We start from the raw sequence: 11,765 nt of genomic DNA, 5'->3' as shown, positions 1-11,765 counted from the left end.
AGGATTGGCGTAAATGTCGCGGCAAGCTCGAAAAAACAAGGAAATCCCGGGTTGAAACTCAGTGATATTGCACAGTTGGCCGGTGTGTCCGTTACCACCGCCAGTTATGTCATCAACGGCAAGGCCGAACAGCAACGCATCAGCAGTGCCACCGTCGAACGCGTGCGGGCGGTCGTCAAACAACATGGCTTCACGCCCAATCCCCAGGCCGCCGGATTGCGCAGTCGACACACGCGCACCCTGGGCTTCATTCTGCCGGACCTGGAAAACCCCAGTTACGCGCGGATCGCCAAACTGCTGGAACAAGGCGCCCGGGCGCGTGGCTATCAGTTGTTGATCGCCAGCTCCGACGATGCGCCTGACAGCGAACGGCAGTTATTGCAACTGTTCCGCGCCCGGCGCTGCGACGCGCTGATTGTCGCCAGTTGCCTGCCGGCGGGTGATGACAGTTACCGTCAGTTGCAAGCAAAGGGCATTCCGATCATCGCCATCGACCGGGTGATGGAGCCTGAACATTTCTGCTCGGTGATCAGCGACGATCGCGAGGCCAGCCTGCAGCTTACGCGCAGTCTGCTTGAGCCGTTGCCCAAGCAGATCGCGCTGATCGGTGCCCGTCCGGAACTGAGCATCAGCCAGGAGCGTGCGGCCGGTTTCAAAGAGGCGTTGGCCGGGTTTGACGGCGAAATCATGATCAAACACGGCGAATCGTTCAGCCGTGAGTGCGGCAAACAGTTGATGGAAGAATTGCTCCAGCGCCTGGGCCATTTGCCCGATGCGCTGGTGACCACGTCCTATGTGCTGCTGCAGGGGGTGTTCGATGCCTTGCACGATTTCCCTCTGAAGAGTCGCCCGCTGCGCCTTGGCACCTTTGGCGATACGCAGTTGCTGGACTTCTTGCCACTGCCGGTCAATGCCATGGCCCAACAGCATCAACTGATTGCCGACAAGGCGCTGGCGCTGGCGCTGGCCGCCATCGAGCAGTCCGATTACCAACCCGGCGTGCAGGCCATCGCGCGGACCTTCAAGCAGCGTATTCGTCAGGACTGAATCGTGGAGCTGATCGATAGCCACACTCATCTGGATTTCCCGGACTTCGACGAGGACCGTCAGGCACTGCTGGCCGAAAGCCGCGCCCTGGGTGTGCGGCGCATCGTGGTGCTGGGGGTGTATCAGGGCAACTGGCAGCGGGTCTGGGATCTGGTGCAAAGCGATCCCGACCTGCATGGGGCGTTCGGTTTGCACCCGGTGTTTCTGGATGATCACCGCCCTGAAGACCTGAAGGAACTCGGCAACTGGCTGACTCGGTTAACCGGTCATCGACAGTTGTGCGCGGTGGGCGAGATCGGCCTGGATTACTTCATCGAGAGCCTCGATCGCGAACGTCAGCAAGTGCTGTTCGAGGCGCAGCTTGGGCTGGCGAAGGACTTCGATCTGCCGGCGCTGATCCATGTGCGGCGCAGCCATGCGGCGGTGATTGCCACCCTCAAACGGTTCAAGCTGCAACGCGCGGGGATCATCCACGCTTTCGCTGGCAGCAAGGAAGAAGCCCGCGAGTACATCAAGCTGGGTTTCAAGCTCGGTCTCGGCGGCGCCGCGACCTGGCCCCAGGCGCTGCGCATGCACCGTGTCCTTGCCGAGCTGCCGCTGGATTCAGTGGTACTGGAAACCGATTCGCCGGACATGGCGCCCGCCATGTTTCCCGGTCAACGCAACAGCCCGGCGCATTTGCCGGCGATCTGCGAGGCACTGGCGGGGATTATGGCGGTCAGTCCCGAACAACTGGCGGCTGCCAGCACCACCAATGCCTGTGAGTTGTTCAACTGGTAGCCCATTGATGCACACAACCCCCCTGTAGGAGCCGGCTTGCTGGCGAAGGCGGCGGCACATCCAGCATCGCCGTGACTGACAGACCGCTTTCGCGAGCAAGCCCGCTCCCACAATTGTCCGCGGTGTGGCATCACACCCGGAACGCGCTGATCAGCTGTTTGAGTTCCACCACCTGAGCCGACAACGCACGACTGGCATGCTCAGTCCGGTGCGCACCGTCGGCGGTCCGCTCTCCGGCGCGGTTGATCTCGACGATGTTCTGGTCGATATCGTGCGCCACCGCGGTTTGCTGCTCCACCGCAGCAGCGATCTGCTGGTTCTGGTCGACGATCATGCCGACGGCGCCGAGTATGTTGTCCAGCGCCCGCTGGACCTTTTCCGATTGCCCCACAGTGCCGCTGGCCATCTGATGGCTGGCGCCCATGGCCTTCACCGCAGCGCCGACACCGCTGTGCAGACGGGCGATCATCTGCTCGATTTCTCCGGTCGATTGCTGGGTACGCTTGGCCAGGGTCCGGACCTCATCCGCCACCACCGCAAATCCCCGGCCCTGTTCACCGGCCCGAGCGGCTTCGATGGCGGCGTTGAGGGCCAGCAGATTGGTCTGCTCGGCGATGCTTTTGATCACTTCCAGTACGCGACTGATGGATTGACTGTCGCTGGCCAGTTGATTGATTACCCGCACCGACTGATCGATCTCGTTAGCCAGAGCAGCGATGCTGCCCTGTTGGGACTCCACCAGCCCGCGACCGCTGATGGTCTCGTCGTTGACGCTGTGGGCGCTGCTGACCGCCGCGGCGGCACTGCGCGCCACCTCCAGTGAGGTAGCCGACATCTGATTCATGGCCGTGGCGACCTGCTCGATCTGCGAACGTTGCCCTGCCACCGCGTGACTACTCTGGGTGGAGACGTTTTCGACCTGGCCGGCCTGGCGCTCGACCTCGCCGACGGTTTGCCCCACCCGCTCGATCAAGTCATGGATTTTCTTCACGGTGCCGTTGAACACCTCGCCCAACTCGCCCAGTTCATCGCGGCTGTTGGCGTTGAAGGTCACTGTCATGTCGCCGGCCGCCACCTTGTCCATCATCGCGCCAAGGCGTTTGAGCGTGGTGCGGGTCGATGCGTAGAAGCCGCCGTAAAGGTAAAAAATCAATACAAACACCACCGATAACGCCACGGCCTGCAACACCATGTGAGTGCGGTTCTGATCGAGCCGCTGCTGCAGTTGAGCGCCCAGAAACGTCAAGGTGGCTTCGTTGAGTTGATAGGTCTGATCCACCAGGCCGGTGACCTGATCATAAAAGGCCTGCCACGGCGTATCCAGGGTGTCGGCCATCACCACCTGTTCTTCGAACAGCTCGATGGCTTTTTTCAGCGACGCTCTACTGCTCTCCGCCTGGCCGGCCAGGGTTTGTTTTGCCGCGTTGCTTGAACCCAGCGCATCCTGCAACTTCAGGCCGTATTCGGCGTGCAGTTTTTCGATCTGTGCCAGTAGCTCGTCGAAACGGGTGCTGGAGGAAGAATTGAGAAAGCCCTGCCCCAGGGAGTAAGCGCCCATGGCCCGTCCATCGCCCAGGGTCTGGGTGATGAGGGGGGTGACGTTGGTGATGAGTTCGCTCAGCTGACGCATGTCGCTTTGGTTGTCACGGCTGAGTCCGGCCTGACTGGCGATGATCTGGCTGAAAATCTGCGCGTTGCCCAGCAACTTGCCGATCAGCGCACTTTTGCTCTGCATCGAGGTTTCCGTCTGTTGGGCCTTGAACGCAGCAAGCATTTCATCGCGCTTGGCGTCGAATACGCTGATTTGCTCCGGATCGGTGGCCATCGCCACGAACCCCTGCAAACGCGCGAGGACGCTTTGCTCCAAGGCAACGATTTTGCCTTCGACATTGCTGGCCTTGCCGGATTGGCCCAGGGTGACGTAGATCTGCACCAGGTTGTTCAGGGTCTCCATATCGCGCCGCAACGTCAGGCTGCTGCCCAGCAGGTCGAGGCTTTGCAGTTCGACCCGGGTGCCCTGGAATTCGCGATAGGAATCGCGTACCAGATAGAAGTTGGTCACCAGCATCGGCACGAGGAACAGCACGCTGATCAGACTGAATTTCATGCCGAAACTCAGGCGGTTCATCAGCGCGACGGCGGGATAGAGCAAGCTCTTCACTGGTGGTCTCCCTTGGATTTTTATTTTTATTAAGGCGCGGGTCGAGAGCAGATTGCCACTATTCGGGCGCTGTCTCTGTATAACTTAAATCGGCGGGAGGTTTTGTAACTTAAGGTTAACGGCGGGGCTGTTCATCGAACAGGTGATGTCTTCGGACGATCGATACCTTTCGGGTGAGGGGGCTCGCCCCAATGACATTCAGTCCGGCTTACTGGAGGAGCGAGCTTGCTCCGGGCGGCGTTCCGACGATGGACTTTAGGGCGACGCGTTTATTCAGTAGAAACGCGTAATCGTTAACGACCATCGTCGGAAAGCCGCCCGGAGCAAGCTCGCTCCTACAACGCTACGACAGCACAGTCCACAACGCAAACCCCGCATACCAGAGCACCGCCGCGCGCAGCAGCAGTTCCCAGATCCGGTCGAGGCTGTTGATGCCATCCGGTCCGACCACCGGCGCCGGAATTTCACCCGCCACCAATCCGACTTTCTCTATCAACCGGGCGGCGCTGATGTTCCAGTTCAGCAGCTCGTGCAACATCACCCGGCCGACCGCGACAAAGTTGCCGACCAACGCAAAACTCGCCGCCAGCAACCGCACCGGCACCCAATCGAATGCGTGCCGCAGTTGTGCCGCACGCTCGACCACGGCCGGGTTCTGCCCGTGCGCTTCGGCCAGCGCCAGCAGTCGATAGCTCAACGCGGCAACCGGTCCCAGCAGGAAATACCAGAAAATCACCGCAAAGAAACTCTGGTAAGCCTCCCACAGCAGATGACCCTGGACCCGCTCCAGCAGCTGGTCAGCGCTGTCGGCGCAGATACCCAGGTCACGTTCCGCCACGTGGGCGGCGGCTTGCAGGTCTTCCCGGCGCCAGGCATCGCGAAACGGACCAAGGCCCGCCAGCAGATCGCCGCGACCCAGGCTGTAAATCACCACCAGCAAATGAACCGGCAACGCCAGAAGGCCGTAAGCCACCGGTTCCAGCACCAGCAACAGCAAACCCAGCAACGCCACGGGCAACAACACCAGTAACACCAGGATCAGCCATGGCCGTTTGACCAGGCGCGGGCTGGCCTCAAGCTTGTGCAGCTCGCGTACCCAACCCTCATCGCGCTGGACCCGGTGGCGCAGGGCCGAGAATTTCTCGATCCAGACCGCCAGCAGCAACACCAGAAAACTCATTGTCGTTCCTCTTTTTCCAGAGCGGCGCGATAGCGTGCCCAGTCGAATGCTGGCCCCGGATCGGTTTTTCGACCGGGGGCTATGTCGCTGTGCCCGCATATACGCTGTGCGGTGATGGCCGTGAAGGTGCTTTGCAGCTGCCGGGTCAGGGCCGTCAACGCGTCATATTGCTCGTCGGTGAATGGCAGATCATCCGTGCCTTCGAGCTCGATGCCCACGGAAAAATCGTTACAGGTTTCCCGACCTTCAAAACTTGAAACTCCGGCATGCCAGGCGCGCTCGAGACAAGAGACAAACTGAGTGACAGTGCCATCACGTTCGATCAAGAAGTGCGCCGACACACGCAGGTCGGCAATCCCCTCGAAATAGGGATGCTCCGTGACATCCAGACGATTCTGAAAAAACGCCTGCACCTTGCCCGTGGCAAATTGTGCCGGCGGCAGGCTGATGTTATGGATCACCAACAGGGAAATTTCGCCCAGGGGGCGCGCATTGAAGTTGGGCGATGGGCATAAACGCACACCCTCACACCAACCGCTCGCGGGGTCCAACTGCATACAGATTCCTTCAACGACGACTGTGTTGGCGCCCAGTATGCCGCGATAGACCCTCGGCGCGCGATCACTTGCCGCGATTGAATCGTTGCAGGGTCGATCACTGACTCCCGGCCACGGACGATCCGGTGAATCGATCAAATGCAGCTTTCACAACGATGGCAGACGCTGATGCCTTGGGTTGCTCCCCGCCATGGCCCTATAATCGAACCACTTTGTTTGTGGAGTCCGTTATGCCGAATCTACGTCTCGCCGATCTGACCGCCGAAATCGAAGCCAACGTGCGCCGTGCGTTGCTCGAAGACATCGGCAGCGGCGACATCACTGCGCAGCTGATCCCGGCCGAACGTCTGGCCAAAGCCACCATCATCACTCGCGACGCCGCCGTCATTGCCGGCACCGCGTGGGTCGATGCGGTTTTCCGGCAAGTGGACCCGCGGGTCGCCGTGCATTGGCAAGTGCGCGATGGCGAACGGGTGAAACCCAATCAGGCGCTGTTCCACCTCGAAGGCCCGGCACGCTCGCTGCTGACCGGCGAACGCAGCGCGTTGAACTTCCTGCAGTTGCTGTCGGGGGTTGCCACCCGTGCCCAGGATCTGGCGGATTTCGTTGCCCAGACCCAAGTGAAGCTGCTGGACACACGCAAGACCCTGCCCGGGCTGCGCCTGGCCCAGAAGTACGCCGTGACCTGCGGCGGGTGCCACAATCATCGTATTGGCCTGTATGACGCCTTCCTCATCAAGGAAAACCATATCGCCGCTTGCGGTGGCATTCCCGAAGCCATCAACGCCGCGCACAAGATTGCCCCGGGCAAACCGGTGGAGATCGAGGTGGAAAGCTTGAGTGAGCTCAAAGAAGCGCTGGCGGCCGGTGCCGACATCATCATGCTCGATGAATTGAGCCTGGAAGACATGCGCGAAGCGGTGCGCCTGAATGGCGGCAAGGCCAAGCTGGAGGCCAGCGGCGGGATCAACGAAAGTACGCTGCTGCCGATTGCGCAGACCGGGGTGGATTACATTTCGATCGGTGCGATGACCAAGGATGTGAAGGCTGTCGATCTGTCGATGCGGCTGAGCCTCTGATTTAAAACTGTAGGAGCGAGCTTGCTCGCGATGGACGACAACGATGATGCGTGCTGTCTGAATGAACGCGTCGCTCTTGAGTTCATCGCGAGCAAGCTCGCTCCCACAGGTTTTGCGTGGTTATCTGTCAAACCACCAGGTTATTCATCTCGCAGTACTCTTCCCACTCGACGCCCAACACCTCGGCCGCCTCCTTGTGCAGCACCAGGCGCGCCGCCTCGAACTCTTCAGGGGATGAGGTGTACTTGAGCGTCAGCTCCCACGGCTGCAAGCCCTGGGATTCCGCTTCATCCTCGAACGCCCACTGGATCTGGTCTTTCTGATCATCGGCTGGCAAGTCCTTGATCTCTTCAGCGAGCTGGGGGGATTCCAGCAAATATTTTTTCAGCGCTTCTTCGTGACGGGCTTCTTGAGTCAATTCTTTAACGGTCATGTCGTTCTCTCTGATCTTGGGGAATGGAAGATGGATCTGGATCATCAAGGATCTCTCTGACGCAAAAAAACCGCGTAAACCTGGTTTATCTGGCCTTCAGAACCATTCGGGATCATCTGAAAACAAAGTGTCGCTGGTGCCCGAGACAGGAATCGAACCTGCGACCTTCGCGTTACGAGTGCGCTGCTCTACCGGCTGAGCTACACGGGCGGTGGGCTAAACCTAGCACTGACCATGGAGTCAGGCAACTTCACACAACGTTAAAAGCAAAAGATCGCAGCCTGCGCCAGCTCCTGCATCGAACGTACGCAGGAGCTGCCGCAGGCTGCGATCTTTTGATCTTTGCGTACAGAGTAAAAAAAATGCCCCGCAGCTTTCACTGCGGGGCATTTCTACAACGTTGAAACGGTCAGGCGTTGGGGGTGATTAAACGCCCGAAGCCTTGGCCGCTGCTACGTCTTTGATGGACAGCTTGATACGGCCGCGGTTGTCCACGTCCAGTACCAGTACTTCCACTTCCTGGCCTTCTTTCAGGATGTCGGTCACTTTCTCTACGCGAGCGTCGCTCAGCATCGAGATGTGAACCAGACCGTCCTTGCCAGGCAGGATGTTGACGAATGCGCCGAAGTCGACGATGCGCTCAACCTTGCCCACGTAGATCTTGCCGATCTCGGCTTCAGCGGTGATGCCCAGAACGCGCTGACGTGCCGCTTCAGCCGCTTCCTTGGTTTCGCCGAAGATCTTGATCGAACCGTCGTCTTCGATATCGATCGAAGCCTTGGTTTCTTCACAGATCGCACGAATGGTCGCGCCGCCTTTACCGATGACATCACGGATTTTGTCGGTGTCGATTTTCATCGCGATCATGGTCGGAGCGTTTTCCGACAGTTCGGTACGCGACTGGCCAATGATCTGGTTCATCTGACCGAGGATGTTCAGGCGCGCTTCCAGGGCTTGGCCCAGAGCGATCTCCATGATTTCTTCGGTGATGCCCTTGATCTTGATGTCCATCTGCAGCGCGGTCACGCCTTTGGCGGTACCGGCTACTTTGAAGTCCATGTCGCCCAGGTGGTCTTCGTCACCCAGGATGTCGGTCAGTACGGCGAACTTCTCGCCTTCCTTGACCAGACCCATGGCGATACCGGCAACCGGAGCCTTCATTGGAACACCGGCATCCATCAGGGCCAGGGAAGCGCCGCAGACCGAAGCCATGGAGCTCGAACCGTTGGACTCGGTGATTTCCGACACGACACGGATGGTGTACGGGAACACGTCGGCAGCCGGCAGCATGGCTGCAATCGAACGACGGGCCAGACGGCCGTGACCGATTTCGCGACGACCGGCGCCACCCATGCGGCCACACTCACCTACCGAGAACGGAGGGAAGTTGTAGTGCAGCATGAACGGGTCTTTTTTCTCGCCTTCCAGGGTGTCCAGCAGCTGTGCGTCACGGGCGGTGCCCAGAGTTGCAACAACCAGGGCCTGGGTTTCGCCACGGGTGAACAGAGCCGAACCGTGGGTCTTTGGCAGAACACCGACTTCGATGTTCAAAGGACGTACGGTCTTGGTGTCGCGGCCGTCGATACGTGGCTTGCCGTTTACGATGTTTTCGCGAACGGTGCGGTATTCGATTTCGCCAAACGCTGCTTTCACTTCGCTGGAAGAAGGCTGGCCTTCTTCACCGGACAGCTTGGCAACAACCTGGTCCTTCAGCTCACCCAGGCGAGCGTAACGGTCGGCCTTGATGGTGATGGTGTAAGCCTGGGAGATCGCGTCGCCGAACTCGGCACGGATAGCGCCCAGCAGAGCGGTGGCTTCTGGCTGTGGAGTCCAGGTCCAGGTTGGCTTGGCAGCTTCAGCGGCCAGTTCTTTAACGGCGTTGATCACAACCTGGAACTCGTCGTGAGCAAACAGTACCGCGCCCAGCATCTGGTCTTCGGTCAGCTCTTTGGCTTCCGATTCAACCATCAACACAGCTTCCGAAGTACCGGCAACGACCATGTCCAGGCTCGAAGCTTTCTGTTGTTCGTAAGTCGGGTTCAGCAGGTAGCCGGTGCTTTCGTGGAACGCAACGCGTGCACAGCCGATAGGGCCATCGAAAGGAATGCCGGAGATGGCCAGGGCTGCCGAGGTACCGATCATCGCAGCGATGTCCGGATCGGTCTTCTTGCTGGTGGAAACGACGGTGCAGACAACCTGCACTTCGTTCATGAAGCCTTCTGGGAACAGCGGACGGATCGGACGGTCGATCAGTCGGGAAGTCAGGGTTTCTTTCTCGGAAGGACGGCCTTCACGCTTGAAGAAACCGCCAGGGATCTTACCGGCAGCGTAAGTCTTTTCCTGGTAGTGAACGGACAGGGGGAAGAAGCCCTTGCCTGGATCGGCTTGCTTGGCGCCGACCACAGTCACCAACACGCTGACGTCGTCGTCAACGGTGACCAATACTGCGCCGGAGGCCTGACGGGCGATACGGCCAGTCTCGAGGGTAACGGTCGACTGACCGAACTGGAATTTTTTGATAACCGGGTTCACGGTGTCCTACCTTCTTTTGTGGCTCTTGGGGAACTTGTCTTCTTGCGAAATTCTTGGGCAATGTCGGGAATCGGCCCAACGCCTGTCCAGGGTAAAACGTTGTATCCAGATAAAACTTGAGGCTGGGAGCCTGCCCTGCGCCAGCGGGAAATCCGCTGACGCACGACAGACAACCAACCTCTAGCGCAATCGCTGATTAGCGACGCAGACCCAGGCGACCGATCAGAGTCTGATAGCGACCCAGATCCTTGCCTTTCAGGTAGTCCAGCAGCTTACGGCGCTGGTTTACCATGCGGATCAGACCACGACGGGAGTGGTGATCTTTACCGTTGGCCTTGAAGTGACCTTGCAGTTTGTTGATGTTGTGGGTCAGCAGTGCAACTTGCACTTCTGGCGAACCAGTGTCACCAACAGCTTGCTGGTAGTCAGATACGATTTGAGCTTTTTCTTGAACGTCGAGAGCCATGAGGCAATCCTTTTATCAGGAAACTGTTTCAGAAAAACAGTTTCAACAGGCCAGGGACAAATCCCTGTATCTAAAAATGAGTAGTGACCGTGCCTGTTGACAGCCACCCTCGCCGGCCCGCTGTTACACGGACCGGTTTCCGGTCATTCTGACCGAATCAGTCGACGTGGCGCGATGCGCCCGTCTTCGCTCACTTCACCGATACCGATGAAGCGACCGTTGTGATCCTGCACCCGTACCATGCCGAACTTCGGTGCATCCGGGGCGCGTACCGGCTGGCCGTTGAGCCAGTAGAACGAGCTGTGCTCCGAGAACTGCAACAGCGGCCAATCCAGCAGGCCGCTGTCCGATGGCATCAGGAAGCGATCGACCGCTTCGTTGCCGCCTTCGGCATGTACCGCTTCCAGCTCCTCAAGCGTGACAGTCTGCGCCAGGGTGAAAGGCCCGGCCTGGGTACGTCGCAGTTCAGCAACGTAGGCGCCACAACCGAGTTGCTCACCGATATCCTCCACCAGGGTGCGGATATAGGTGCCTTTGCTGCAATCCACCGCCAGCCGCGCAGTATCACCTTCAAAAGCCAGCAATTCCAAGCGCGCAATAGTAACAGAACGCGGTTCGCGCTCCACTACTTCGCCTGCACGGGCCAGCTTGTACAGAGGCTGGCCATCACGCTTGAGTGCCGAGTACATCGGCGGTATCTGACTGATTTGCCCGCGAAAACCGGGCAGCACCGCTTCGACATCGGCGCGACCAACGGTCACCGGCCGCTCAAGCAAAACTTCACCTTCGGCATCGGCCGTGGTGGTGGTCTTGCCCAATTGCGCCAGGGTTTCATAGGCTTTGTCGGAATCAAGCAGGTATTGCGAGAACTTGGTGGCCTCGCCGAAGCACAACGGCAGCACGCCGGTGGCCAGCGGATCGAGACTGCCGGTGTGCCCGGCTTTCTCGGCGTTCAGCAGCCAGCGAACCTTCTGCAACGCCGCGTTGGAGGTAAACCCCAGCGGTTTGTCGAGCAGAATGATGCCACTGACGTTACGACGGATACGTTTGACCTGAGCCACCGATTACTCCTTGGTGTCTTCGGCTTCAGCCGCAACCGGGCGCTGACTGTCTTCAGCGACCGCGCGCTCGATCAGGGCCGACAGGTGCGCGCCACGCACGACGCTTTCGTCGTAGTGGAAGTGCAACTGCGGAACGCTGCGCAACTTCATTTCACGGGCCAACTGCATGCGCAGGAAACCGGCGGCGGAGTTGAGCACCTTGATGCTCTGCGCGATGTCTTCGGCATTATCCTGACCCATCACGGTGATGAAGATCTTGGCGTGACCGACGTCACGGCTGACTTCAACAGCGGTAATGGTGACCAGGCCGACGCGGGGGTCTTTGACTTCACGACGGATCAGCTGTGCCAGCTCACGCTGCATCTGATCGCCGATACGTTGGGTACGGCTGTATTCTTTTGCCATGTCTTGTTACCTGTTACTGCCTCACGGTGAAACCCGCGGGGTCTGAAAGCGGCAAACGCCCGGC

The 11,765-nt window shown here is 59.3% G+C and carries 11 protein-coding genes and 1 tRNA gene; 3 read left to right on the top strand and 9 right to left on the bottom strand.

Annotation, left to right across the window (positions count from 1 at the left end; translation table 11 throughout):
- The first annotated feature begins 51 nt into the window (after positions 1-51).
- Together cra and J2W17_RS22460 are read left to right on the top strand one after the other, a co-directional pair.
- Positions 52-1,047, top strand: coding sequence for a catabolite repressor/activator (gene cra / locus J2W17_RS22465; RefSeq protein WP_307339566.1), 996 nt, complete (start codon positions 52-54; stop codon positions 1,045-1,047).
- A gap of 3 nt (positions 1,048-1,050) precedes the next feature.
- Entirely contained in the window at positions 1,051-1,827 is a 777-nt protein-coding gene (locus J2W17_RS22460; RefSeq protein WP_307339563.1) for a TatD family hydrolase, read from the top strand.
- A 130-nt stretch (positions 1,828-1,957) separates the two neighbouring features.
- Here the strand turns inward: J2W17_RS22460 and J2W17_RS31165 are convergent, their stop codons facing one another.
- The 3 genes from J2W17_RS31165 to ampD form a co-directional block, all read right to left on the bottom strand.
- A complete protein-coding gene (locus J2W17_RS31165; protein ID WP_373460019.1) occupies positions 1,958-2,662 on the bottom strand; it encodes a methyl-accepting chemotaxis protein in 705 nt (234 codons plus the stop codon).
- 1,669 nt (positions 2,663-4,331) lie between these two features.
- Positions 4,332-5,168: a regulatory signaling modulator protein AmpE gene (gene ampE, locus J2W17_RS22450; RefSeq protein ID WP_307339557.1), complete on the bottom strand. Its 837-nt coding sequence runs from the start codon at positions 5,166-5,168 to the stop codon at positions 4,332-4,334.
- Complete coding sequence (ampD, locus tag J2W17_RS22445) at positions 5,165-5,725, bottom strand: 1,6-anhydro-N-acetylmuramyl-L-alanine amidase AmpD (protein ID WP_307339836.1); 561 nt, start codon at positions 5,723-5,725, stop codon at positions 5,165-5,167. Before ampD ends, ampE begins: the two co-directional genes overlap by 4 nt.
- 230 nt (positions 5,726-5,955) lie before the next feature.
- Between ampD and nadC the strand changes: the two genes are divergently transcribed.
- Positions 5,956-6,804, top strand: a complete 849-nt coding sequence (gene nadC, locus J2W17_RS22440) for a carboxylating nicotinate-nucleotide diphosphorylase (protein ID WP_307339553.1) — start codon at positions 5,956-5,958, stop codon at positions 6,802-6,804.
- A gap of 127 nt (positions 6,805-6,931) precedes the next feature.
- On the opposite strand, the gene J2W17_RS22435 is transcribed toward nadC, so the two are convergent.
- From J2W17_RS22435 to rbfA, 6 genes are all read right to left on the bottom strand, one after another.
- Positions 6,932-7,237, bottom strand: coding sequence for a DUF6388 family protein (locus J2W17_RS22435; RefSeq protein WP_128871926.1), 306 nt, complete (start codon positions 7,235-7,237; stop codon positions 6,932-6,934).
- 134 nt (positions 7,238-7,371) lie between these two features.
- Positions 7,372-7,447: transfer RNA gene (locus J2W17_RS22430), tRNA-Thr, on the bottom strand.
- Positions 7,448-7,663: 216 nt separating this feature from the next.
- Complete coding sequence (gene pnp / locus J2W17_RS22425) at positions 7,664-9,769, bottom strand: polyribonucleotide nucleotidyltransferase (protein ID WP_259155419.1); 2,106 nt, start codon at positions 9,767-9,769, stop codon at positions 7,664-7,666.
- Between the two features lie 196 nt (positions 9,770-9,965).
- Complete coding sequence (gene rpsO / locus J2W17_RS22420; RefSeq protein ID WP_307339546.1) at positions 9,966-10,235, bottom strand: 30S ribosomal protein S15; 270 nt, start codon at positions 10,233-10,235, stop codon at positions 9,966-9,968.
- Between the two features lie 143 nt (positions 10,236-10,378).
- Positions 10,379-11,296, bottom strand: a complete 918-nt coding sequence (truB, locus tag J2W17_RS22415; protein WP_064679784.1) for a tRNA pseudouridine(55) synthase TruB — start codon at positions 11,294-11,296, stop codon at positions 10,379-10,381.
- A 3-nt stretch (positions 11,297-11,299) separates the two neighbouring features.
- Positions 11,300-11,701 carry a 30S ribosome-binding factor RbfA gene (gene rbfA, locus J2W17_RS22410; RefSeq protein ID WP_064679785.1) on the bottom strand — a complete coding sequence of 134 codons (402 nt, stop codon included), beginning with the start codon at positions 11,699-11,701 and terminating at the stop codon, positions 11,300-11,302.
- Positions 11,702-11,765 lie beyond the last annotated feature (64 nt).

Source organism: Pseudomonas lini (assembly GCF_030812475.1).
GTDB classification, from domain to species: Bacteria; Pseudomonadota; Gammaproteobacteria; order Pseudomonadales; family Pseudomonadaceae; genus Aquipseudomonas; species Aquipseudomonas lini_A.
Note: the sequence above shows the minus strand (reverse complement) of the source record. Positions and strands in the feature narration are given on the sequence as shown.

Excerpts from the sequence above, each read along its gene's own strand:
- rbfA (WP_064679785.1), bottom strand. The coding sequence starts at position 11,701 with ATGGCAAAAGAATACAGCCGTACCCAACGTATCGGCGATCAGATGCAG.
- nadC (WP_307339553.1), top strand. The coding sequence starts at position 5,956 with ATGCCGAATCTACGTCTCGCCGATCTGACCGCCGAAATCGAAGCCAAC.
- ampE (WP_307339557.1), bottom strand. The coding sequence starts at position 5,168 with ATGAGTTTTCTGGTGTTGCTGCTGGCGGTCTGGATCGAGAAATTCTCG.
- rpsO (WP_307339546.1), bottom strand. The coding sequence starts at position 10,235 with ATGGCTCTCGACGTTCAAGAAAAAGCTCAAATCGTATCTGACTACCAG.
- J2W17_RS22435 (WP_128871926.1), bottom strand. The coding sequence starts at position 7,237 with ATGACCGTTAAAGAATTGACTCAAGAAGCCCGTCACGAAGAAGCGCTG.
- ampD (WP_307339836.1), bottom strand. The coding sequence starts at position 5,725 with ATGCAGTTGGACCCCGCGAGCGGTTGGTGTGAGGGTGTGCGTTTATGC.
- J2W17_RS31165 (WP_373460019.1), bottom strand. The coding sequence starts at position 2,662 with ATGTCGGCTACCTCACTGGAGGTGGCGCGCAGTGCCGCCGCGGCGGTC.